19 protein-coding genes are annotated in these 22,595 nt (G+C 71.4%); 7 read left to right on the top strand and 12 right to left on the bottom strand.

All coding sequences use genetic code 11. From position 1 onward, the window contains the following. Positions 1-3: 3 nt before the first annotated feature. Entirely contained in the window at positions 4-426 is a 423-nt protein-coding gene (locus ACFQSB_RS14185) for a roadblock/LC7 domain-containing protein (RefSeq protein WP_248960559.1), read from the bottom strand. Beyond that, positions 423-3,614, bottom strand: a complete 3,192-nt coding sequence (locus ACFQSB_RS14190) for a nitrate- and nitrite sensing domain-containing protein (protein ID WP_380826837.1) — start codon at positions 3,612-3,614, stop codon at positions 423-425. The genes ACFQSB_RS14185 and ACFQSB_RS14190 overlap by 4 nt, the downstream gene beginning before the upstream one ends. Positions 3,615-4,158: 544 nt before the next feature. Between ACFQSB_RS14190 and ACFQSB_RS14195 the strand changes: the two genes are divergently transcribed. The 4 genes from ACFQSB_RS14195 to ACFQSB_RS14210 are packed head-to-tail and all read left to right on the top strand — an operon-like array spanning position 4,159 to position 7,588. Beyond that, complete coding sequence (locus tag ACFQSB_RS14195; protein WP_380826839.1) at positions 4,159-5,148, top strand: ABC transporter substrate-binding protein; 990 nt, start codon at positions 4,159-4,161, stop codon at positions 5,146-5,148. Continuing rightward, positions 5,145-5,918, top strand: coding sequence for an ABC transporter permease (locus ACFQSB_RS14200; protein ID WP_354842174.1), 774 nt, complete (start codon positions 5,145-5,147; stop codon positions 5,916-5,918). Before ACFQSB_RS14195 ends, ACFQSB_RS14200 begins: the two co-directional genes overlap by 4 nt. After that, entirely contained in the window at positions 5,915-6,781 is an 867-nt protein-coding gene (locus ACFQSB_RS14205; RefSeq protein ID WP_380826841.1) for an ABC transporter permease, read from the top strand. Before ACFQSB_RS14200 ends, ACFQSB_RS14205 begins: the two co-directional genes overlap by 4 nt. Before the next feature lie 9 nt (positions 6,782-6,790). Beyond that, positions 6,791-7,588, top strand: coding sequence for an ABC transporter ATP-binding protein (locus ACFQSB_RS14210; RefSeq protein ID WP_380826842.1), 798 nt, complete (start codon positions 6,791-6,793; stop codon positions 7,586-7,588). A gap of 150 nt (positions 7,589-7,738) precedes the next feature. On the opposite strand, the gene ACFQSB_RS14215 is transcribed toward ACFQSB_RS14210, so the two are convergent. From ACFQSB_RS14215 to ACFQSB_RS14240, 6 genes are all read right to left on the bottom strand, one after another. Beyond that, entirely contained in the window at positions 7,739-8,302 is a 564-nt protein-coding gene (locus tag ACFQSB_RS14215; protein ID WP_354842388.1) for a GTP-binding protein, read from the bottom strand. Between the two features lie 13 nt (positions 8,303-8,315). Continuing rightward, positions 8,316-8,777, bottom strand: coding sequence for a DUF742 domain-containing protein (locus ACFQSB_RS14220; protein ID WP_380826844.1), 462 nt, complete (start codon positions 8,775-8,777; stop codon positions 8,316-8,318). Between the two features lie 23 nt (positions 8,778-8,800). Continuing rightward, positions 8,801-9,223: a roadblock/LC7 domain-containing protein gene (locus tag ACFQSB_RS14225; protein ID WP_275411993.1), complete on the bottom strand. Its 423-nt coding sequence runs from the start codon at positions 9,221-9,223 to the stop codon at positions 8,801-8,803. Beyond that, the gene (locus ACFQSB_RS14230; RefSeq protein WP_380826846.1) at positions 9,220-12,327 is read right to left on the bottom strand and encodes a sensor histidine kinase; all 3,108 of its coding nucleotides are present in this window, start codon (positions 12,325-12,327) and stop codon (positions 9,220-9,222) included. Before ACFQSB_RS14230 ends, ACFQSB_RS14225 begins: the two co-directional genes overlap by 4 nt. Positions 12,328-12,636: 309 nt before the next feature. Continuing rightward, the gene (locus tag ACFQSB_RS14235) at positions 12,637-14,067 is read right to left on the bottom strand and encodes an aminobutyraldehyde dehydrogenase (protein WP_380826848.1); all 1,431 of its coding nucleotides are present in this window, start codon (positions 14,065-14,067) and stop codon (positions 12,637-12,639) included. Between the two features lie 73 nt (positions 14,068-14,140). Then, positions 14,141-15,424 (bottom strand): glycosyltransferase, encoded by a 1,284-nt coding sequence (locus ACFQSB_RS14240; RefSeq protein WP_380826850.1) that lies wholly within the window; start codon positions 15,422-15,424, stop codon positions 14,141-14,143. Between the two features lie 133 nt (positions 15,425-15,557). Here ACFQSB_RS14240 and ACFQSB_RS14245 point away from each other — a divergent pair, with 133 nt between their 5' ends. Then, a complete protein-coding gene (locus ACFQSB_RS14245) occupies positions 15,558-16,172 on the top strand; it encodes a TetR/AcrR family transcriptional regulator (RefSeq protein WP_380826851.1) in 615 nt (204 codons plus the stop codon). Between the two features lie 95 nt (positions 16,173-16,267). Here ACFQSB_RS14245 and ACFQSB_RS14250 read toward each other — a convergent pair whose 3' ends face one another. From ACFQSB_RS14250 to ACFQSB_RS14265, 4 genes are read right to left on the bottom strand one after another with little or no spacing between them, the layout of a single operon-like run. Then, complete coding sequence (locus ACFQSB_RS14250) at positions 16,268-17,332, bottom strand: ABC transporter ATP-binding protein (RefSeq protein ID WP_354842154.1); 1,065 nt, start codon at positions 17,330-17,332, stop codon at positions 16,268-16,270. Beyond that, a complete protein-coding gene (locus tag ACFQSB_RS14255) occupies positions 17,329-18,102 on the bottom strand; it encodes an ABC transporter permease (RefSeq protein WP_354842151.1) in 774 nt (257 codons plus the stop codon). Before ACFQSB_RS14255 ends, ACFQSB_RS14250 begins: the two co-directional genes overlap by 4 nt. Continuing rightward, positions 18,095-19,033 carry an ABC transporter permease gene (locus tag ACFQSB_RS14260; protein WP_354842148.1) on the bottom strand — a complete coding sequence of 313 codons (939 nt, stop codon included), beginning with the start codon at positions 19,031-19,033 and terminating at the stop codon, positions 18,095-18,097. Before ACFQSB_RS14260 ends, ACFQSB_RS14255 begins: the two co-directional genes overlap by 8 nt. Before the next feature lie 10 nt (positions 19,034-19,043). After that, positions 19,044-20,180 carry a polyamine ABC transporter substrate-binding protein gene (locus tag ACFQSB_RS14265; RefSeq protein ID WP_354929078.1) on the bottom strand — a complete coding sequence of 379 codons (1,137 nt, stop codon included), beginning with the start codon at positions 20,178-20,180 and terminating at the stop codon, positions 19,044-19,046. Positions 20,181-20,333: 153 nt separating this feature from the next. Here ACFQSB_RS14265 and ACFQSB_RS14270 point away from each other — a divergent pair, with 153 nt between their 5' ends. Together ACFQSB_RS14270 and ACFQSB_RS14275 are read left to right on the top strand one after the other, a co-directional pair. After that, positions 20,334-21,473, top strand: a complete 1,140-nt coding sequence (locus ACFQSB_RS14270) for a hypothetical protein (RefSeq protein WP_380826855.1) — start codon at positions 20,334-20,336, stop codon at positions 21,471-21,473. Further along, entirely contained in the window at positions 21,470-22,453 is a 984-nt protein-coding gene (locus ACFQSB_RS14275) for an SIS domain-containing protein (RefSeq protein WP_380826856.1), read from the top strand. Before ACFQSB_RS14270 ends, ACFQSB_RS14275 begins: the two co-directional genes overlap by 4 nt. The last annotated feature ends 142 nt before the right edge of the window (positions 22,454-22,595 follow it).

Consider the following 22,595-nt stretch of genomic DNA (forward strand, 5'->3'; position numbering starts at 1 on the left):
AGGTCACCGCGGGGACGACGCCTGAAGCTCGGCGCGCACGGCCGGCGTCAGCACCTGCCCAGCGCGCTCGACCATCAGCGTCATCTGGTAGGCCACCAGACCCATGTCGCAGTCAGGAGCGGCCAGTACGGCCAGGCAGGATCCGTCGCTGATCGACATGATCAGCAGCAGGCCCCGCTGCATCTCCACCACGGTCTGGGTGACCGCGCCGCCCTCGAACACCCGGGAGGCGCCCTGGGTCAGGCTGATCAGACCCGCGGCCACCGCCGCGAGCTGGTCGGCCCGGTCCTTCGGGAACCCCTCCGAGTAGGCCAGTGGCAGGCCGTCCGAGGAGACGACCACCGTGTGCGCCACTCCCGGGACCCCCCGGACGAAGTCGGTGATCAACCAGTTGACTCCGCGGGCGGCCTGGCTCAGCTCTCTCACTTGTCCTCCTTGTCGCCCTGAATGCGCCGCAGCTCGGCGTTGTACGCCACCTCGTCCTCGCTCAGCTCACCGCGGGCGACCGCCCGGCCCTGCCGGATGCCCTGCTGGAAGCTCGACAGGCGGCTGCGCGCCCGGTCGGGTGAGAGCGCCGGCATGGCGGGTGGCGGCGACGCGGCGGCCTCCTGCGTGCCCGCCGACCCCGGGACGAGGTTGGCCTTGGGCACGCGCTTGGGCAGGCCCGCGGCCGTGGTGCCGTCTCGCACCGGTTCCTGGACGACGGCCGCCGCCTGCCAGCCGGCGTCGGCGGGGATCTGCTGCCATCCCGGGAGATCCTTGTCCTTCTCCTGCTCGCTGTCCACCCTGCGGAACCAGGCCGACTCGACGGAAGCGAAGATCGGCAAGAACTCCTCCTCCTGCTCCATGGGCGAGGTGTGCACGGCGGGCAGGGGGCCGGTGACGGCGTCGAGGTCGGAGGAGTCGTAGCGGCGCGGGCGCAGGCGCCCTGGCAGTTCGCCCGCCTCGCCGCCTCGCGCGCCCGGCCCGGTGGGCGGGCCGCCGAAGGAACCCGGTCCCGTGGGCGGGCCGAAGGAGCCCGCTCCGGCCGCCGGGCCGCCGAAGGACCCCGCTCCCGTCGCCGGGCCGCCGAAAGACCCTGGCCCGGTGGGGGGGCCGCCGAAGGCCGACGGGCCGAAGCTCCCCTGCCCGCCGGTGGGGGCGCCGAAGGCGTCCGAGGGCGGGCCGTTACGGGTGCCGAAGGCGTCGGGGGCGGGACCGCGGGTGAAGGCGTCCGAGGCCGGGCCGCCGTAACCGCCGCCGGTGGCCGGGCCGCCGAAGGAGCTCGGGCCGCTCGGCGGTCCGCCGTAGCCGCCGCCCGTGGGAGGGCCGCCGAAGCCGCCGGATCCGGGGCCGTAGAAACCACCCGATCCGGTGGGGGGTCCGGAGTACCCGCCGGAGCCGGTCGCCGGGCCGCCGAAGGAGCCGGGGCCGGTGCTCGGGCCGCCGAAGCCGCCGCCCGTGGTCGGGCCCATGGGGCCGGCGCCGTTGGGGCCGCCGAAGGCCCCCGCGTCGGCGAACGAGCCGCCGAAGGCGCCGGCGCCCGCCGGCACGTCGAACGCGCCGCTGGTCTGCGGGGTCGCGCCGAACATGCCCTGCCCCGCGGGCTGCCCTCCCATCGCGGACCAGGCCGGGGCCTGCGCCCCGGAATGCGCGCCCGGGGCGCCGCCGCCGAGATGCGTGGGAGATCCCATCAGGGACTCCGGCAGCAGGACCATGGCGGTCAGGCCGCCGGTGTCGTGCCGCCGTAGCTGCACGCGGATGCCGTTGCGCAGCGCGAGGCGGCCGACCACGAACAGGCCCATGCGGCGGGAGACCGAGACGTCGACGACCGGCGGGTTGGCCAGCCGCCAGTTGGTCTGGGCGAGCTCCTCGTCGGTCATGCCGATGCCGGCGTCGGTGATGGAGATCATCACGCCGCCGCCGTCGATGCGGTTGCCGGTGACGCTGACCCTGGTCTCGCGCGGCGAGAAGGAGATGGCGTTCTCGACCAGCTCGGCCAGCAGGTGGATGACGTCGTTGACGGCCTGGCCGACGATGGAGACGCCGCCCGGGACGTTCATGGCGACGCGCTCGTAGTTCTCGACCTCCGACAGCGAGGCCCGGGTGACGTCGAGGAGCGCCACCGGCTGGCTCCAGCGGCGTGCGGGTTCCTGGCCGGCGAGGACCAGGAGGTTCTCACTGTTGCGGCGCATGCGGGTCGCCAGGTGGTCCAGGCGGAACAGGTCGCCGAGGCGCTTGTCGTCCTGCTCGCCCTGCTCGAGGCCGTCGATCAGGGTGATCTGCCGTTCCACGAGGGTCTGCGTGCGCCGGGAGAGGTTGACGAACATGGCGCTGACGTTGCTCCGCAGCTGCGCCTCGTCGCTCGCCAGCCTGATCGCCTCGCGGTGGACCTCGTCGAAGGCCCGGGCCACCTCACCGACCTCGTCGGTGGAGCCGACGCCGATCGGGCGCACGTCGGGCGGGCCGGAGTTGCCCTCCGACTCGCGCAGTTTCTGCACCATCTCGGGCAGGCGGCGGCCGGCGATCTCCAGGGCCTCGCGGCGGAGCTGGCGCAGCGGGCTGACCAGCGACCGCGCCATGACGGTGGTGATGACCAGCACCAGGATGAGCAGCAGGGCCACGACGCCGATGTTGACGGCGGCCTGGCTCTGGTCGGCGCGCGCCAGATCGGCGGCCTGGTCGACGATGGAACGTCCCAGCGTCCGCTGGGCCTCGTGCATGCGGTTCAGGCCGTCGCTCGCGGCGTCGAACCAGGCCTGCACGTCGTTTCCGCCCTCGATGAGGTCGAGCGCGGCGGATCCGGGTTGCGGCGGGCCTCCCGCCAGTGACCGGACGGGGCCGGACTGGGTGATGAACAGGGCGCGGTCCACCATGGCGGCGGCGAGGTCGATCTGCCGGCCGCTGACCGTGTCGGAGTACGCCTGGCGCTGGGCCGGCGTGGCCAGGAAGAGGAAGGAGTTGTACTCGCTCGCCTGCTGGGACTTGGCGGTCTGGAAGGCGCTGAGCGTGTTCTTGTCGAAGGCGCGGACCACGAGCGCCGTCAGCATCAGCCCTCGCTGCCTGGACGCCTGCTCGGCGGAGCGCGACAACGCCGCGAAGGCGGCGGCGCTGGAGCCCAGCGTTTCGTTGGTGCTGCCTCGCGCCGTCTCGTCGAACACCGCGAGCAGGTCGTCGATGACGAAGTCGTACTTCTTAAGGCTTGGAAGGGGCGGGAGCTGGGAGCTCACCGCGATGTCGCGCAGCGTGTGCAGTTCCGACAGGCGGTCGAGGACGCGGGAGAACTCCTGCTTGCCGACCTCGCCCAGGGCCTGCTGCACCGTCGACTTGCGGTCGAGCACTCTCTGCACGGCGACGTCGACGTCGTTCTGCTGTTCGCGGATGAGCAGGCGTGCCTGCGTCCCGCGGCGACCGTTGGCGACGAACCTGCTGGTGAGGTCGCGTTCGAGGTCGAGCTGGTGGACAAGGTCGCTCAGAGTCGTGACGAACTCGGCGACGGTCCGTACGCGTTCATATTCAGTGGCGCTCTGGATGGAGGTGGCCACTCGGAGTCCACCGAGCAGGACGGCCACCGTGGTGGGCACCAGGATGAGCGCGATGAGACGGGTTCGCACCCGCCAGTTACGCAGAGCCATCGACCGTTCGGGTTTGGTTCCTTGGTCGGTGGGCGCACCCGGATCCGAAGGCGGTTGGGCTGCGTCCGGCGTGGTACGGCGACCGCTCTCGATTGTTGCTGTCCTCACTGGTCGCAACCTCTCGCCAGCTGGTCTGCTTCATGGGGGGGAAGGCCACGCGCGTGTTACACGTGGCAAGTCAAGGGGCAATTGGAGCATAAGCCTACGAGGTCGACCAATAGCTATGGGTAATTAGAACGGTCCAAAGCATTATTCGGCCCGGACGGATCCTCGCCAAAGGGGCCATGCGAGATCACTGCCCCGGCCGCGCCTCCGGACCGGTGTCACGCTCATACATCGCCGTCTACACCGTTCCAAAGTCACAAAAACAGACATATCGCTATATTTCACACTAAAGCGGATTTTGCTACAACTTCCCCCACATAGGGAACGCTTTCGTGTGAGCGCAGATCTTCCTCCGCTAGGCTTCACGCTCGCCGTGCCACCTTTGCCTTCCCCAGAGGCGGGCTAGGCACTCTTCCCCCACAACTAAAAGGACACCTCAATGAGAAGCCTTAGGGGTCGTACCTTCGTCGTCGGACTACTGGCCAGCCTGGCGCTCGCGGCATGCGGGAGCAACGAGCCGAAATCCTCCGCGGCGCCGGCGAACGGCAGCGGGCTGGAGAAGACGACCATCTCCGTCTCGACCTCGGCGATCGCCGACCACTCCGCTCTCTACATCGCCCAGAAGAAGGGTTTCTTCAAAGAGGAAGGGCTGACGGTCAAGACGGAGATCACTCCCAGCACCGCGGCCACCCTGCCCCGGCTGATCAACGGCAGCCTGGACGTCGCGGCCCTCGCCTACTTCTCCATCTTCTCCTCCCAGGAGGCCAAGGCCGGCGACTGGCGCGTGGTCGCCGACGCCTACCAGGCCGGCCCGGACGTCATCGACCTGGTCGTCCCGAAGGACTCCAAGATCACCTCGGTCAAGGACCTCGACGGCAAGCGGGTCTCCATCGCGGCGCCGAACAGCGTCGGCCAGCTCGCGGTCGGCGCCACGCTGAAGACCGCGGGGCTCGACCCGAACAAGAGCGTCCATTGGGTTCCCCTGGCCTTCCCCGAGATGCCGGCCAAGCTCATCTCCGGTGAGATCGACGCCGCCTGGCTGCCCGAGCCCTTCCTGTCCAACATCCAGCGCGAGAACGGCGCCAGGGTGATCGCCGACACCATGACCGGCGCCATGGCGGACTTCCCGATCGCCGGCTGGGCCGCCACCGCCGAGTGGACCAAGAAGTACCCGAAGACCATGGCCGCCTTCCAGCGCGCCATCCTCAAGGGACAGCAGGTCGCCGCGTCCGACCGCAAGGCGGTCGAGGCCGTGCTGCCCGACTACACCCAGATCAAGCCGGACGTCGCCGCGGTCATGAAGCTGGGCGTCTTCCCGACCTCGCTGAACGCCACGCGCATCCAGCGGGTCCCGGACCTGATGCTGGAGTACGGCTTCCTCAAGGGCAAGATGGAGGCCGCTCCGCTCCTGGTGCCGTTGCCTCAATGATCCGAGCACGAGCGGTCCGCGGCGCCATCGGCGTCGCGGGCCTTCTGGTCGTCGCCGAGCTGGTGGGGCGGTCGGGACTGGTCGACCCCGCCCTCCTCCCACGGGTCTCCACGGTGCTTCCGGCCGCCGGCCGGCTCATCGTCGACCCGGAGTTCCTGTCCTACCTGAGCGGCACCCTGGAGGTCTGGGGCGGTGGACTGCTCGTGGCCGTGCTGCTCGGCACCCCCCTCGGCCTCCTGCTCGGAAGCCTTCCCAAGGTCGAGCTCGCGGTGCGGCCGCTGGTCGAGTTCATGCGCCCGATCCCGTCGGTCGTCCTGCTGCCGCTGGTCACGCTGCTGATGGCCTGGGACCACGGCACCAAGATGACGATCGTCGTGTACGGCGCCATCTGGCCCATCCTCATCAACACCATGTACGGCCTGCGGGACGTCGACCCGGTCGCCAAGGAGACCTTGCGCAGCTTCGGGTTCGGCAGGCTCGCCGTCCTGGCACGGGTCTCGCTGCCCAGCGCGGCGCCGTTCGTGCTCACCGGTGTGCGCGTCGCCGCCTCCATCGGCCTGATCGTGACCGTCAGCGCCGAACTGCTGGCCGGAGGGGTGGACGGCATCGGCACCTACATGATCCGCGCCCAGTCCGGCTTCCGCACCGACCTGGTGCTCGCGGCCACGGTCTGGACCGGAACGCTCGGGCTCCTGGCGAACGCCCTGCTGGTCAAGGTGCACGGCTGGGCGTTCCGATGGCACGTGGTGAAGTCTGGAGGCGCCACATGAGCGTCACGACGGTCCCCGAGGATCTGCGGGGCTCCACCGGCCCCTCCCCCTCCTCCCGCTCCAGGAGCCTGCGGCTCTCGCCGGCCACGGTGCTGACCCGGGTCTGGCTGATCCCGGTGGCGATCGCCGCCTGGGAGCTGGCCACCCGGCAGGCCGAGTCGTTCTACTTCCCGCCGCCGTCGGCGATCGTCGTGCGCATGTACGACCTGTGGTTCTCCGGGCCCGCGAGCCACCTGTTCCTCACCGAGGAGGCGGCCGAGAACTTCGGCCCGAGCCTCGGCAGGCTGTTCGGCGGATGGATCATCGCCTGCGTCGTCGGGATCACCCTGGGCATCGCCCTGGGCCGGTCCTCCGCCCTGTACGACTACATCAACCCGATCGTGGAGTTCGCCAGGGCCACTCCCCCGCCCGCGCTGATCCCGCTGTTCATCATCATCTTCAAGATCGGCACGCCGATGCAGCTGGCCACGATCGTCTACACGGTGATCTGGCCCATCCTGATCAACACCGTGGACGGGGCCCGCTACCTGGACGGCGTCCACGCCGACACCGCCAAGGTGTTCGGGCTGACCCGGGCGCAGCGGTTCTTCCGCATCATCCTGCCCGCGGCGGCTCCCAAGATCTTCGCCGGGATGCGGGTGAGCCTGTCGATCGCCGTGATCCTCATGGTGGTCTCCGAGCTCGTCGGCGCGGTCAACGGCATCGGATTTCTGATCCTCTTCAAGCAGCAGAGCTTCGACCTGCCAGGGATGTGGGGAGGCGTGGTCCTGCTCGGCCTCCTCGGTTACACGCTGAACGCGTCCTTCATCATGATCGAGCGCCGCGTCCTTTCCTGGCACCGGCGTGCCCGGCAGACAAACTGAGGAACCATCGTGCTCGATGTCGTCAACCTGCGTCACACGTACGGCGAAGGCCCGAAGGCCCACCAGGCCCTTGGAGGAATCGACCTGAAGGTCTCCGAGGGCGAGCTGGTCAGCGTCGTCGGACCCTCCGGCTGCGGCAAGTCCACCCTGCTGCGCTCCATCGCCGGACTGATCAAGCCCACCGAGGGCCACATCCGCATCCGCGACACCGAGATCGCGGACACCCCCGGTGACCTGGCCGTCGTCTTCCAGGACTACAGCCGGTCGCTGTTCCCCTGGATGTCGGTCGGGGACAACGTCGCCCTGCCGCTGCGCCGGCGCGGCAAGGACCGCGCGGCGCGCCGGGCGGCCGCGGCGGAGGCCCTGGACGCCGTGGGTCTGCCGGGCGCGTCGGGCAAGTACCCCTGGGAGCTGTCCGGCGGCATGCAGCAGCGCGTGGCGATCGCCCGGGCGATCGCCTACCGTCCCGCGCTGATGCTCATGGACGAGCCCTTCGGCTCGGTGGACGCCCAGACCCGCGAGGACCTGGAGGACCTGGTGCTGCGGGTCCGCGAGGACCACCGCATGACCATCCTGCTGATCACCCACGACATCGACGAGAGCGTGTACGTCGGAGACCGCGTCGTCGTGCTGAGCAAGTCGCCGGCGCGGGTGGCCGGCGAGCTGAGCGTGGACCTGCCGTTCCCGCGCGACCAGATCGCGACCCGGGAGCTTCCGGCGTTCGTGCACCTGCGCGCCGAGGTCGGGCGGCTGGTGCGCGGCAAGGACCACGCCATGGGGGCCGGGGCCCGGCCCGCGGACGCCTAGAGGCGCACATGGAAGGGGGACGCGGCCCGGCTCACCGGGACCGCGTCCCCCTTCTCACGTTCCGCCGGCCGGTGCGACGATCGCCCGTACAGGACGCGCCACCGCCGTGACGGCGGCGCGGCCGGGACGCGCCCGGGCGGCCCGGCCGGTTCAGCGGCCTCCCCAGCCGGGAACGGCCACCCGCATCGTCAGGGCGTGCTCCACCAGCGCGATGAGGGTGCCCTTGACCGAGTCGCGTGAGCGGGCGTCGGTGCGCACCATGGGGATGTGCGGGGCGAGCGTGAGCGCCTCGCGCACCTCCTCGTCGGCGTGCGGGTAGTGCCCGTCCCAGCCGTTGACGCCCACCACGAACGGCAGGCCGGCCTCCTCGAAGTAGTCGATCGCCGGGAAGCAGTCGGCCAGACGGCGCGTGTCCACCAGCACGACCGCGCCGATGGCGCCCCGCACCAGGTCGTCCCACATGAACCAGAACCGGTGCTGACCCGGCGTGCCGAACAGGTACAGGATCAGGTCCTGGTCCAGGGAGACGCGCCCGAAGTCCATGGCGACGGTCGTCGTGGTCTTGTGCGGCGTCAGACCCAGGTCGTCGATGCCCGCGCTGGCGTCGGTCATCACGGCCTCGGTGGTGAGGGGCACGATCTCCGACACCGCCCCGACGAAGGTCGTCTTGCCGACACCGAACCCGCCCGCGACGACGATCTTCGTCGACGTCAGCGCCGGGCCGCGGCTAGAGCCTGCGAAGTCCACTGAGAACCCTTTCAAGCAAGTTGAGGTCCGGCTTACCCGTCTCCAGCTGCGGGTGGTGCACCTGGACCAGGCCCTCTGCCGCCATGTCGGCGATCACGACGCGGGCCACGCCGAGGGGCATGCGCAGCATCGCGGCGATCTCGGCGACCGACCGCACCTGACGGCACAGCGTACTGATCGCCTGCTTCTCCGGAGTGAGAGTCGACAGATCTTGATGTGACGATGTGGAGGAGGAGACGAGCGCCTCCATGGCGAGCGAGGTCCGGGGGGCGGTACGGCCCCCGGTCACCGCGTACGGCCGGACCAGGGAACTGCGTTCCACCGGTTCGGGGTTGGGAAGCGGGGCCGCCGCGCCGGAGAACCGGCGGACGTCCTCGATGGGCGGGTACGGCGATCCGCCGCTCAGCGGATCGCCGTCATCTGTCCAGCCGCGGCGTGCCACAGCGTCCTCCTGTCATCGGCCCCTCACCTGGGTTGAGACGCCTGCAGCTCGGCACGCACGGCCGGGGTCAGCACCTGACCGGCACGCTCCACCAGCAACGTCATCTGATAAGCGACCAGGCCCATGTCGCAGTCGGCCGCGGCCAGTACGGCCAGGCAGGATCCGTCGCTGATCGACATGATCAGCAGCAGGCCCCGCTGCATCTCCACCACGGTCTGGGTGACCGCGCCGCCCTCGAACACCCGGGAAGCGCCCTGGGTCAGGCTGATCAGACCCGCGGCCACCGCCGCGAGCTGGTCGGCCCTGTCCTTGGGGAACCCCTCCGAGTAGGCCAGCGGCAACCCGTCGGCCGACACGACCACCGTGTGCGCCACACCGGGGACATTGTTCACAAAGTCTGTGATAAGCCAGTTGACTCCACGGGCGGCCTGGCTCAGCTCCCTCACGAGTCCTCCTTGTTGCGGTCAACGTTCCAGTTGGGGGCAAAGTCGTCGTTCTGCTCGCTCTCGCCGCGGGCGACGGCCCGCCCCTTCCGCACGCCCTGCTGGAAGCTCGACAGGCGGCTGCGCACCCGGTCGGGCGACAGCGAGGGCTGCGGGGTGAAGACCGAGGGCCCGGGGTCGGCCGACCCCGGCACCAGGTTCGCCTTGGGCACCCTCTTGGGGAGCCCGGAGGGGGTGACGCCTCCCAGAGAGGGATCGCTGGCCGCCCGGGCGGCCTGCCAGCCGGCGTCGGCGGGCGAGGACCAGCCTCTGCCCTCGGCCGGCTGCACGACGACGGCCTGCTCGGCCTCGCGCTCCACCGGGAGCGCCGGCTCCTGCGGGAGTCCGGGCGCGCTCTCGCGCGGGGCCGGCTCCAGGTCGGTACGGCGGAACCAGTCGGACTCGACCGCCGCGAAGATCGGCAGGAACTCCTCCGGCCCGTCGTCGAGGGCCGAGGTGTGGACCACCGGCAGCGGGCCGGTGTGGTCGTCGGGGATCGCCCCGAAGCCGCGCCTCGGGGCCCCGGCCGCCCCGCCGGTGATCGGACCGGCCGGGCCGCCCGTGACGGAGCCGCCCGTGACGGGGCCGCCAGGACCGCCGGTCACCGGCCCGCCTCCGGTCAGCGGCCCGGTCATCCCGCCGGGCCCCGAGGGGACGGCCGGCCATGAGGCGGTGTCCTGGTCGGCCAGGTCCGACGACCAGGGGGCCGCGCCCTCGCCGGTGGTGCCGGGAGCCGGCACGTCGGCCGGCCAGGGGGTGTCGATCGGCGGGTTGGGGTCGAAGTAGCGGTCGAACAGGTCGTCCATGGAGGCCGGGTCCCGGTCGAACGGCCCGCGGTCGCCGGGCGACGGCGTGGCGGCGAACGCGCTGCCCTGCCCCGCCGGCGGGCGCTCGAACGGGTCGCGCGTGGGCAGCGGGGGACGCTCGAAGGGGTCGCGCTCGAACGGCCCGCGCTCGAACGGCCCGCGCTTCTGCGGACCGGGGGCCGCGGCCACCCCGGGGTCGTCGGCTCCGAAGACCGGCGCGCGCATCCCGCGCGAGGCGGGTGCCTCGAAGCCGGCCGGGGCCGGGAAGCCTCCCGCGCCGAACGAGGCGGCCTGCGTCGTGGCGCCGAACTGGCCGGCGGCGGTCTCGGCGGGCGCGCCGGGGATCCGCGGCCCGCCGGGGACCGACAGGAGCGACTCGGGGATCATCACCATCGCGGTGAGCCCGCCGCCGTCCTGCTGGCGCAGCTGCACCTTGATGTTGTGGCGCAGCGCGAGGCGGCCGACCACGAACAGGCCCATGCGGCGCGACACCGAGACGTCCACGACCGGCGGGTTGGCAAGGCGCCAGTTGGCCTCGGCGGCCTCCTCGGCGGTCATGCCGATGCCGGTGTCGCTGACCGAAACCATCACCCCGCCGCCGTCGACGCGGTTGCTGGTGATGACGACCTTGGTCTCGCGCGGGGAGAAGGAGACGGCGTTCTCGACCAGCTCGGCGATCAGGTGGACGACGTCGTTGACGGCCTGGCCGGTGACCGCGGTGGCCGACTGGACGCGCACGTCGACGCGCTCGTAGCCCTCCACCTCCGACAGCGAGGCGCGGCAGACGTCGACCAGCGGCACCGGGTCGCTCCACTTGCGCGCGGTCTCCTGACCGGCGAGGACCAGCAGGTTCTCGCTGTTGCGCCGCATACGAGTGGCCAGGTGGTCCAGCTTGAACAGGTTGCCGAGCCGGGTCTCGTCCTCCTCGCCCTGCTCCAGGCCCTCGATGAGGCTGAGCTGGCGCTCGACGAGGGTCTGGCTGCGCCGGGAGAGGTTGACGAACATGGCGTTGACGTTGCTGCGCAGGCGGGCCTCGTCGCCCGCCAGCCGGATCGCCTCGCGGTGGACCTCGTCGAAGGCCCGGGCGACCTCTCCCATCTCGTCCCTGGAGTTGACGCCGATGGGCACGACGTCGGCGGCCGGGGCGGTGTCGCCGCTCTCGCGCAGCCGCTGGACGGTCTGCGGGAGGCGGCTGCCGGCGATCTCCAGGGCCTCGGCGCGCAGGCGGCGCAGCGGGCGGGTCAGCGAGCTGGCGACCACGGCGGTGATGATGAGGACCAGCAGCAGCAGCAGGATGATGACGGCGCCGGAGATGAACGCCTGCCGCCCGGCCTCCTGCTGGAGCGCCTGGCTCTGCTGGACGACCGAGTCCACCAGCCGCTCCTCGACCTTGCGCATGCGGTCGGCGACGGCGCTGGTGGAGGTGTACCAGATGGTGGTGTCGTCGCGGCGGATCGGGTCGAGGTCCTGGATCTCCTTGAACTGTCGGAGCTGCGCCAGCGCCAGGGCGCGCATCCAGTCGGCCTTGTCGATCTGCTGCCCGCGGACGGTGTCGTTGTAGAACTTGACGTCGGCGGGCTGGGCCTCGGACAGGAACGTCGCGGTCTCGCTCTGCTGACGGCTCCAGGAGCCGGGGAAGTCGACGAAGTCGTCGTAGTCGAAGCCGCCGCCCAGGGTGCCGAGGGTGGTGAGCCCGACCGTCATCAGGCCGCGCTGGCGCGAGACCTCTTCCTTGGCGCGGCTGAGCGCGCCGAGGGCGATGGTGTCACCGAACAGGCGCTGGTCCTTGCCGGAGGCGCCCAGTTCGCCCTGCATGGAGGTGAGGACGTTGATGAGGCTGGAGTAGATGCCGAGCGCCGCTCGCGGGGGGACGCCGGCGGCGATACGGGTGCGCAGGCCCGGCAGGCCTTCCAGCCATCTGCGGATCTGCGCGGCCTCGGCGCGGACACGGGCGGTGTGGGTGTCGTCCAGCGTCGACACGGCGGCGAGCACGGGCTCTCTGGCGCGGTCCACGACGGCCTGCTGGGCGCGCACCTTCTTCAGGCGCGCCTGGCGGCGTCCCTCGGCGAGGTACCAGGCGGTGAGGTCGCGCTCGCGGTCGACCTCGTGCACCAGGACGTCGATCTTCTGCACGAGCGCGGCCACCTCGCTGAGGCGGCTGTACTCGGCGGAGTTTCCGACGGCGTTGGTGAGCTGCACCGCGCCGAGGATGACGCCGACGATCGTCGGGACGATGATGAGGGCGATCAGGCGGGACCGCACACGCCAGTTCTTCAGCCTCAGACGGCTTCCCGTCTTCGGAGTGCCCGTCATGGCCGGCTCGGACCGCTCCACACGGTCATTTCGCCCCGGGTTGCCCCGGGGTTCTGGGTTCCTCACTGATTTCGCAACCTCTCACCGAGCCTGGCGTGCAGGGGGGTACGTCACGCGCGAGGCGCATGAGACGTCCGAGACATCCATCAGGCGATGGTAATTGCAGCACACCCCTACCAGATCGGCCAACAGAACATGTATGGACAATCAACTCAAACTGGTACTTCTAGGGATAAAACCGTCGACTCGCTTCCGTAACTATGCGGGACGGAAGCCCTCACGGGTCTCGGACGGCGCGTGTTTGATCATGAGGTGCCTCGTGACGGAGTACTCCTGCACCGCTTCCTGGCTCATGTCCTTGCCGAAGCCGCTGCCCTTCACCCCGCCGTGCGGCGCCTCCGAGGCGATCGGAAGGTGATCGTTCACCCAGGTGACACCCACATCCAACCGGTGCGACACCCGAAGGGCCCTCGCCACGTCACGCGACCACACCGAGGACGCCAGGCCGTAGGGGGTGTCGTTGGCCAGCCGCACGGCCTGGTCCTCGCCGGAGAACGGCAGCACGACGACCACCGGACCGAATATCTCCCCCTGGACGACCTCGCTGTCCTGGGCGGCTCCGGTGATCAGCGTGGGCGGGTAGAAGAACCCCCGGCCCTCCGGCACCGCGCCGCCGGTCACCACGCGGGCCCCGCCCGCCACGGCCCGCTGGACGAACCCGTGCACGCGTTCGCGGTGCCCCGCCGAGATCAGCGGCCCGATGTCGGTCGAGGGGTCCCACGGGTCGCCGGCGGCGATCGCGGCCAGGGTCTCGCGCAGCGCCTCGACCGCCTGGTCGTGGACCTCGCGCTCCACGTAGACGCGCGTCGCCGCCGTGCAGTCCTGCCCGGTGTTGTAGGTGGCGCCCATGGCGACGCCCCTCGCCATCTCGGCCAGGTCGGCGTCGCCGAACACCAGCGCCGGAGCCTTGCCGCCGAGCTCCAGGTGCACCCGCTTGAGGCCGGAGCGCCCGCCCGCCGGGTCGCCGGCCGCGGCCCGCATGACCGAGCGGCCGGTCGCCGTCGAGCCCGTCACGCTGATCATGTCCACGCCCGGGTCGCCGGTCAGGGCCTCTCCCACCTCGGCGTCGCCGGTGACGGCCCGCAGCAGCCCGTCCGGGAGGCCGGCCTTGGCGGCCAGCTCCACCAGGCGCAGCGTCGTGCCGGGAGTCTGCGGCGCCGGCTTGATCACCACCCCGTTGCCCGCGGCCAGCGCGGGGCCGATCTTCCACACCGCCATCACCAGCGGGAAGTTCCACGGCGCGATGGAGGCGACCACGCCGACCGGGCGGCGCACCAGCACCGAGGTGTAACCGGCGCTCAGCACGCCCGCGCCCGTCCCGTCCAGCGACCTGGCCGCGCCGGCGAAGAAGCGCAGGTTGTCCACCGCGAACGGCAGCTCGCCGTCCCGGAAGACGGCGGCGGGCTTGCCGGTCTGCGCCACCTCCAGCCGCGTCAGCTCCTCGGCGTCGGCCTCCACCAGATCGGCCAGGCGCAGCAGGACCCGCGAGCGCTCCGCGGGCGTGGCCTGCGACCACTGCTGGTAGGCCTCCCGCGCCGCGCGCACGGCGCCCGCCACCTGCTCGGGGGAGCTGTCGGGCACCGTGGCCAGCGGCGCTCCGGTGGCGGGGTCGATGGGGGTGTGGTTCATGTGCTTCTCTCTCCGGCGGGGCCGCCGGCCCGCGGCCCGCGCACGGCGCGGGGCGGGGCCGGCGGGTGGAACGTCAGGCGGAGGCCGCGGGCGCGGCCGTCGCCTCGATGAGGTCGGCGGCCCTGCGCAGGCCGTCGCGGCGGCGGATCTCCTCGCCGGCCTCGGCCAGGCGGGCCCGCAGCGCGGTGTCGCCGAGCAGCCGGTCCAGGGCCGCGACCAGTTCCTGGTCGGCGAAGGCGTAGGTGGACAGGCGCACGCCGTACCCCAGCTCGTCGATGCGCTGGGCGTTGTCGTACTGGTCCCAGAACAGCGGGAGCAGGATCATCGGCTTGCCGAAGTGCAGCGCCTCGGTGGTGGTGTTGTTGCCGCCGTGCGTGATCACCAGGTCGACCAATGGAATGATCTTGGTCTGCGGCACGAACTCCGCGCCCCACATGTTGCCGCCCAGCTTGATCTCCTCGTGCAGCGGGCCCATGGAGACGATGTACCGGTGCGGCGTGGTGGCCAGCACGTCGATCACGCGCTGCATCAGCTCGACGTCGGCCGAGCCCAGCGAGCCGAGGGAGAAGTAGACCAGCGCCCCCTCCCCGCCGGCCAGGGAGGCCGGCACCTCGAACGCCTCGTCGGTCTCGCGCACCGAGGAGTCCAGGCGGTGCCAGGACGGGCCGAGCGGGCGCGCGCCGGTGTAGTCGGCGATCTCGGGGAAGACGTAGAGGTTCAGATCGCCCTCGTGGATGAACTCGAGCTCGGGCAGCGCGGGGGCGCCCTGCTCCACGACCCACTCGTTGAACGCCGCCCAGACGTCGCGGTGGGTGCGGTCGTACTCGGCGCGGAACGCCTCCCACTCGGCGCGGTCGCCGGAGGGCAGGCCGCTGAACACCGGCGGCACGTCCTCGCCCTTCACCTCCAGCGGGTTGCACGAGACGATGCGCACGAACGGCTTGCCGGCCGTCAGCAGCGCGGGGAAGGTGATGACGTTGTCCTCGACGATGACGTCGGGCCGCACCCGCTCGATGATCGCCTTGAGCCGCGGCTCGCAGTACTTCACGCCGTCGATGAGGGCGTCCCAGATCGGCTTGGTGACCGTCTCGAGCTGTTCGCGGGTGGACTTGCGGTACTCGGGCGCGGTGTCGCGGATGAAGTCCTTCCAGAACTGGCCCGCGTCCTGCTCCTCCTCCGCCGGCGGGGCCAGGTCGACCAGGTCCTCCTCGAAGCCGAGCGCGGTCAGCTTGCCCTTCCACGACGCCTCGGCCGCGAACACCACGCGGTGGCCGCGGCGGCGCAGGATGTCGCCGATGCCGACGCAGTTGTTCGTCGGCCCGTAGGCGCTCTCCGGCATGAACAGAATGGTGGCCATCGGTACTCCATCGGTTTTGAAGACTGATTCAAATGCTTGACGGGTAGGTGGGTCAACAGCCGGGTTTTCATGGTCTGAAGGCGGTGCTGGGCTTTAGACTCCAGGTTCAACAACGGGGCACAGGGAGGCTGGTATGAGCTCGCGCAAGAGCCGTGCGGACCGGCGGGTCGACCTCATCGAGGCCGCCCGCCGGGCGATCCTGCGTCACGGCACCCAGGGGGTCCATCTCAACCACGTCGCCGAGGAGGCCGGGCTGACGTCGGGCGCGGTGCTGTACCACTACCCCGACCTGAGCGAGCTGCTGGTGGAGGCCCACCACGCCGGCATGGAGCGCTTCTACGAGCTGCGCGTCAAGCGCGTCGCCCAGTGCACCGACCCCGCGCAGAAGCTCGTGGTCACCATCCGCTCCGGGCTGCCGGTGGGGCCGGACGACCCGGGGGTGCGGCTGCTCAACGAGCTGGGCGGCGCGGCGGCGCGCAACAGGGTGTACGCCGTGCTGCTGACCACCCTGTACGACCGCCAGGTGGCGATGTACCAGTCGATCCTGGACACCGGGGCGGCGCTCGGGGTGTTCACCCTGGTCGGCGACTCGCTGACGATCGCGAGGAACCTCGTCGCGCTCGAGGACGCCTACGGCTACCGCATCACCGCGCGCCATCCGGTCATCGGCCCCGCCGAGGCGGCCGAGCTCATCATGAGCTACGCCAGGACCGTCACCGGCAACGAGCTCGCGCCCGCCGCTCCCTGAGCCCCGCGGCGGCCTGCCGTCGTCGAGTCCCGCGAAGAACGCGCTTCCGTGGCCGGGACGTAGGCCCCGCCACGGGCTGACGTGGGTCACCTGGTTCATCCGGCGATCAGCACGGCGTCGTCCGGCGACCAGCCGAGGCCCACCTCGGCGCCGGCCCGCACCTGGCTCGGGCCCTGCGCCGCGACCAGGATGGGCCGGTCGTGGCCGGGCACCCGCACCGCGATGTGCGACACGCCCCCGTAGAAGCTCACGTCCGCCACCACCCCGGTGAGAATGCCGTTCTCCCCCAGGCGGACCGACTCCGGACGCACGCCGAGCAGCGCCGGCGCGCCCGCGGCGAAGCCGCCCCGCGCGGGCAGCGTGCCGAGGCCCGCGACCGACAGGCCGTCGCCGGCGACCGTGCCCTCGAAGAGGTTGTTGGCGCCGATGAACCCCGCGACGAACGGCGTCGCCGGGCGCTCGTACAGCCGCACCGGCGCGTCCACCTGCTGGACGCGGCCGTCCTGCATGACGGCGATGCGGTCGGCCAGCGACATCGCCTCCTCCTGGTCGTGGGTGACCACGACGAAGGTGATGCCGACCTCGTGCTGCAGGCGCTTGAGCTCCAGCTGCATCTCGGCGCGCACCTTCTTGTCCAGCGCGGACAGCGGCTCGTCCAGCAGGAGCAGGCGGGGACGCTTGACGATTGCCCGGGCGAGCGCGACCCGCTGCCGCTGGCCCCCCGAGAGCTGGTGGGGCCGGCGGGCGGCCTGCTCGGTGAGGCCGACGGTGGCGAGCACCTCCGCCACCCGGGTCCTGACCTCGGCGCGGGGCAGCTTCTCGCGCTCCAGCCCGTAGGCGATGTTCCTGGCGACGCTCATGTGCGGGAACAGCGCGTAGGACTGGAACATCAGGTTGACCGGGCGGCGGTGGGCCGGCAGCGCCAGCAGGTCGGCGCCGTCCAGCGTGACGGCGCCGGCGTCCGGCGACTCGAACCCGGCCAGGATGCGCAGCAGCGTGGTCTTGCCGCACCCGCTCGGGCCGAGCAGGGCGAAGAACTCACCCTGGCGGATGTCCAGTGACACCTCGTCGAGGGCGGTGACCGCGCCGAACCGCCGGGAGACGCCCTCGATGCCCACCAGCGTCCGCGGCACGGCAGGGGCGTCGGATACAGCGCTCATGACAGGGACTCCGTCAGTCGGGTCATCCGCTGGGCGACGATGACCACGGTGAAGCTCACCGCGAGCAGGATCGTCGCCAGCGCGTTGATCTCAGGGGTGACCCCGAAGCGCACCATCGAGTAGATCACGATGGGCAGGGTCGGCTCGGTCGGGGCCGCGGTGAAGAAGGCGATCACGAACTCGTCGATGGACAGCGTGAACGCCAGCAGCGCCCCGGCGGCGATGCCCGGCGCCAGGGTGGGCAGGGTGATGCGCGTGAACGTGGTCAGCGGCGAGGCGCCGAGGTCGCGGGAGGCCTCCTCCAGCGAGGTGTCGGCGTGGGTGAGCCGGGTGCGCACGACCGCGGCGACGAAGGCCATGCCGAACACGGTGTGGGCGAGGATCACCGAGTGCAGGCCGAGGGTCATCCGCACCGTGGAATAGAACACCAGCAGCCCGATGGCGAGCACCAGGTCGGGCAGCACGGCCGGCAGCAGCCCGAGGGCGTCCAGCAGCCGCGAGCGGGTGTGGCGGGCCATCCCCACCGCGAGCAGGGTGCCGAGCACCGTGGACAGCACCGTGGTGCCGGCCGCGACGATCAGCGTGTTGACCAGCCCCTGCCGGACCGTCGCGTCCGCGGCCAGCTCGCCGTACCACTTCAGGCTGACGCCCTGGAAGACGTACGGCGACTTGCCGGAGTTGAACGACATCACCACCAGCACGACGATCGGCGTGTAGAGGAACACGTAGGTGGCCCAGAAGGGCACGTAGATCAGGCGGCGCCTAGGCACGACGACCCTCCGTCCCGCCGTACGCGCGCGAGGCCCACGCCTGCAGGAACAGCAGCAGGACGAGCACCGCGATCACCGCCAGGGCGAGGGTGGAGCCGAACGGCCAGTCGCGCGCCTTGAGGAACTGGTCCCTGATCAGGTTGCCCACCATGATCGAGCGCCCGCCGCCGAGGATCTCGGGGATCACGAAGTTGCCCAGGCACGGCACGAACACGAAGACGCACCCGGTCAGCACACCGGGCACGGTGAGCGGCAGCGTCACCGACCAGAACGTGCGCGCGGGCCGCGCCCCGAGGTTGGCCGACGCCTCGCGCAGCTGCGGGTCCAGCCGTTCGATCGCCGCGTAGAGCGGCAGGATCATCAGCGGCAGGTAGGAGTACAGCAGTCCGGTGACGATCGTGCCCTGGTTGTAGAGCAGCCGCAGGGGCTCGTCGATGAGGCCGATGCCGGTGAGGGCCTTGTTCACCAGGCCGGGCCCGCTGAGCAGGATCACCCAGGCGTAGACGCGGATGAGGAAGTTGGTCCAGAACGGCAGGACGATGGCGACCAGCGCCAGCGTCTTCCAGCGGCGCGGCAGCCCGGCGATCACGTACGCCGTGGGGTAGCCGATCAGCAGCGCCGCCAGCGTCGTCAGCGTCGCGGTCTTCACCGAGCCGACGACGATGTCGAAGTAGAGGGGGTCGAACAGGCGGGCGAAGTTCTCGGCCGTCGCCTCGTACACCACCCCGCCGAACCGCCCGCGCCGGAACACCGTGTAGCTCAGGATCAGTGCCAGCGGGACGAGCAGCAGGACGATCAGGTAGCCGAGGCCGGGGCCGAGGAACGCCAGGCGCGCGGCGGCCCCGCCGAGGGCGCGCGAACGGCGCGGCGCCCGCCCTGTGGAGGGGCGGGGCGCCGCGCCGGGACGCGCGATGTCGTGCTCGGTGGTCAACGCGAAACCGTCACTGGTTGGCGGAGATCTCGGTGGCGAGACGGGTGTACTTGGTCGACGCCTCGCCGAGGTCGACGATCGACTCGCCCTTCAGCAGCTCCGCCGGGGTCATCTGCAGCGGCGCGTTGTCCTGCATGAGCTTCTTGTCGTTCTTGGCGACCAGGTCCATGGCGGCCTTGTTCGGCACCTTGTAGAGGATGTTCTCGGCCACCCAGCTGTGGACGAGCGGGTCGAGGATGAAGTTGATGAACGCGTGGGCGGCCTCCTTGTTCTTGGAGGTCTTCATGATCACCATGGTGTCCGACCAGAGGTCGCTTCCCTCCTTGGGCACCACGAACTTGATCTTCGGGTTGGTGGTCGGGCACCAGCCGTCCCACGCCTCCACCAGCGCGGCCTCACCCTTGTCGAGCTTGGCGCCGAAGGTCGTGTCGTCGTAGAGCATGCCGGCCTGCTTGGCCTTCAGGAGCATGTCCTTGGCCTGGGCGAGCTGCTTGTCGTCGGTGGTGTTGATGGAGGCGCCCATGGCCTTCAGGGCGGGGAGCGCCAGCCAGCGCTCGGTGGTCATCATCGTGACCTTGCCCTTGAGGTCGGGAGCCGGGTTCAAAAGATCGTTCCAACTCGTGGGCGGGGTCTTCACCATGTCGGTGCGGTAGCAGATGCCCGTCGTGCCCCAGGTGTAGGGCACCGAGAACTTGGTGCCCTTGTCGAAGGAGAGCTGGGAGGCCTCGGGGTAGAGGTTGGCCAGGTTCGGGATCAGCTCGGGGTGCAGCGGTTCGAGCAGGCCCTGCTCGTTGAGCGCCTGCGCGTACTGGCCCGAGACGAACGCCACGTCGACGCCGCTGTCGGCGCCGGCCGTCAGCTTGGCCATCGCCGTCTCGTTGGTGTCGTGGATCGCGATCTTCAGCGGGAACTTCAGCTTCTGCTCCACCTGCTGAGGCAGGTCCTTCGGGCTGTAGCCGTCCCAGATCGTGATGGTGAGCGACTGCTTGCTCAGATCGGCGTTGGGGTTGAGCTCGTCGGCCGCCGCGCTCGGCGCGGCGCCGTCGGCGCTGGTCGAGCTGCCACCGCCACACGCCGCGAGGGCGAGCACAAGACCGGCGGCGACCGCCGCAGCCGGAAGATGACGGGTGTACCGGGTTCGGGACACGGCCGCTACTCCTTAGGTTCTCAAGGTTCTGTGGTACGAGAAAGACCGCGGTGCCTGACCTTCGCACGGCAGACCAAAGCAGGAGTGTTGCAGCGAATATCAACATGAGCAAGACTTTCCCGGACATTGTTAGCTCGTAGTTTGGTTGCCGAGTTGAATCCGAGTTCAACAGAACCTGACGGCCCGCCGTCGCCGGAGAGAACGCCGACCGCCGGGGACGGCGCCACGGCGGCGCTCGTCGCGGCCCTGTCGCGGGGCGACGACCCGCCCGGCGGCCAGGCGGTCGTGCGCTTCCATCCCCTGCCGCCGGTGCGGGCCACGGCGCACGAGCGCGGGTTCGACGTCGACCAGACCAACAACTCGGTGGTCGTGGACGAACGGGTGGTGGTCAAGTGGCTCACGCCGCCCCCGCCGCTCCCCCAGCCCGCGCCCCAGATGTTCGCCCACCTCACCTCGGTCGGCTTCACCGCGACCGCCCTGCCCTACGCGGCGCTGACCGGGCGCTCCGCCGGCGGGGCCGAGACGCTGGTCGCCCTGGTCACCGCCTACCTGCCCGAGGCCGCCGACGGGTGGGAGTGGTGCGTGGAGGAGGCGGTGGCCGGGCGCACCGCCTTCGCCGCCGACCTCGGCCGGCTGGCCGCCGGCCTGCACGCCGCGATGGCCACCCCCTCCCCCGCCTTCCCCGAGCCGGTCCGGGTCGCGGACGGGGACGCGGACGGCGGGTGGGCGGCCCGCGCCCGCGACGCCCTGGCGCGGGCGCTCGAGCTGACCTGCGGCGAGGACGGCGCCTGGCTGGCCCGGCACGCCTCCGAGCTGGCCGCCGGCCTGCGCGGGCTCGGCCGGGCGGCCGGCACCCCGCTCATCCGCATCCACGGCGACCTGCACGTCGGACAGACGCTGCGCTGGCGCGAGGGGTACGCCGTCATCGACTTCGACGGCAACCCGACCGTGACCGGCGCCGACCCGTTCCAACCGGCCGCCCGCGACCTGGCCCAGCTCGGGACGAGCCTGGAACACGTGGCGCAGGTGGCGATCCTGCGGCGCGGCGCCGACCCGGCGCGGGCACTGGCCTGGGCCGCCGAGGCGCGCGCCGTCCTGCTGACCGCCTACCGTGAAGGCCTGGCCGCCCACGGCAGGCCGGAACTGCTGGAGGAGTCGCTGCTCGGCCCGTTCGAGATCGAGCAGGAGTGCCGCGAGCTGATCTACGCCGCCCTGCACCTCCCCCGCTGGCGCTACGCCCCCATGGGCGTCCTGCGCGCCCGCTTCCCGCACCGCACCGAGGAGACCGCGTGAACCCCGAACTGTTCCTGGCCGACCTGGAAGCCAAGCCCGCCGCGCTCGCGGCGCTGGCCGCCACGCTGGAGGAACGCGACCCGTTCGAGGAGATCCCTCAGGAGGTTCGGCGGGTGGTCTTCCTCGGCATGGGCAGCTCGCGCTACGCCGCCGGGGTCGCGGCGCTGCGGCTGCGCGCCGCCGGGGTGGACGCGGTCGCCGAGTACGCCTCGGCCGCGCTCGGGCACCCGCCGTCGCGCGACACGCTGGTCGTCGCCATCTCGGCGACCGGTGGCAGCCGGGAGACCCTGGACGCCCTCGCCCGCCATCGCGGGCGCTCCACCGTCCTGGCCCTCACCAACACCGCGGGCTCCCCGGTGACCGAGGGGGCCGACCTGGTGGTGGACATGGCGGCGGGCGAGGAGCGCGGCGGGGTCTCCTGCCGCACCTTCCAGCACACGCTGGCGCTGCTGCTCGCGCTCCAGGCCAGGCTGACCGGGGTCAAGGCCGACGTCCCCGGCCTGGTGCGCCGGGCCGCGGAGGCGAACGCCGACCTGCTGGACCGTCGCGGCGTCTGGCTGGCCGACGCGCTGACCCTGCTCGACGGGCCGCACGGCGTCTACGCCATCGCCCCCGCCGAGCGGCTGTCCTCGGCCGAGCAGTCGGCGCTGATGGTCCGCGAGGGGCCGCGCCGGCCGGCCGACGCGTGCGAGACCGGCGACTGGGCCCACGTGGACGTGTACCTCACCAAGACCCTCGACTACCGGGCCATCCTGTTCCCCGGCTCGCGTTACGACGGCCAGGCCATGGAGTGGGTGCGGCAGCGGGGCTCGGCCGTACTCGCCGTCGGCGGCGCGACGGAGGGCGCGGCGAAGGGGGCGCTGGAGGGGGCGCGCACGCTCAGGTACGCGGGCGACGAGGACGCCGACGTGGCCCTGCTCACCGAGACCCTCGTCGCCGAACTGGTCGCCGCGACCTGGTGGTCCGGCTCGGCCGCCTGACACGCCGGCCGCTTGGCCGCTGATGCGGTGACCCACCTACGTCCACTGGGAGCGGCTCCTCATCCCGCCGTGTGCTGGAGATGAAAGGCGCCGGGTCGGCGGGTCGCGGTGCGGCGATGCCGGCGCCCGCTGCGGCGCCCGA

It is taken from the genome of Sphaerisporangium rhizosphaerae (assembly GCF_042665155.1).
Lineage (GTDB): Bacteria > Actinomycetota > Actinomycetes > Streptosporangiales > Streptosporangiaceae > Sphaerisporangium > Sphaerisporangium rhizosphaerae.

Bases quoted from the DNA above. Each gene is read 5' to 3' on its own strand.
- ACFQSB_RS14195 (WP_380826839.1), top strand. From the start codon at position 4,159: ATGAGAAGCCTTAGGGGTCGTACCTTCGTCGTCGGACTACTGGCCAGC.
- ACFQSB_RS14240 (WP_380826850.1), bottom strand. From the start codon at position 15,424: ATGGCCACCATTCTGTTCATGCCGGAGAGCGCCTACGGGCCGACGAAC.
- ACFQSB_RS14250 (WP_354842154.1), bottom strand. From the start codon at position 17,332: ATGAGCGCTGTATCCGACGCCCCTGCCGTGCCGCGGACGCTGGTGGGC.
- ACFQSB_RS14235 (WP_380826848.1), bottom strand. From the start codon at position 14,067: ATGAACCACACCCCCATCGACCCCGCCACCGGAGCGCCGCTGGCCACG.
- ACFQSB_RS14190 (WP_380826837.1), bottom strand. From the start codon at position 3,614: ATGGCTCTGCGTAACTGGCGGGTGCGAACCCGTCTCATCGCGCTCATC.
- ACFQSB_RS14245 (WP_380826851.1), top strand. From the start codon at position 15,558: ATGAGCTCGCGCAAGAGCCGTGCGGACCGGCGGGTCGACCTCATCGAG.
- ACFQSB_RS14200 (WP_354842174.1), top strand. From the start codon at position 5,145: ATGATCCGAGCACGAGCGGTCCGCGGCGCCATCGGCGTCGCGGGCCTT.
- ACFQSB_RS14205 (WP_380826841.1), top strand. From the start codon at position 5,915: ATGAGCGTCACGACGGTCCCCGAGGATCTGCGGGGCTCCACCGGCCCC.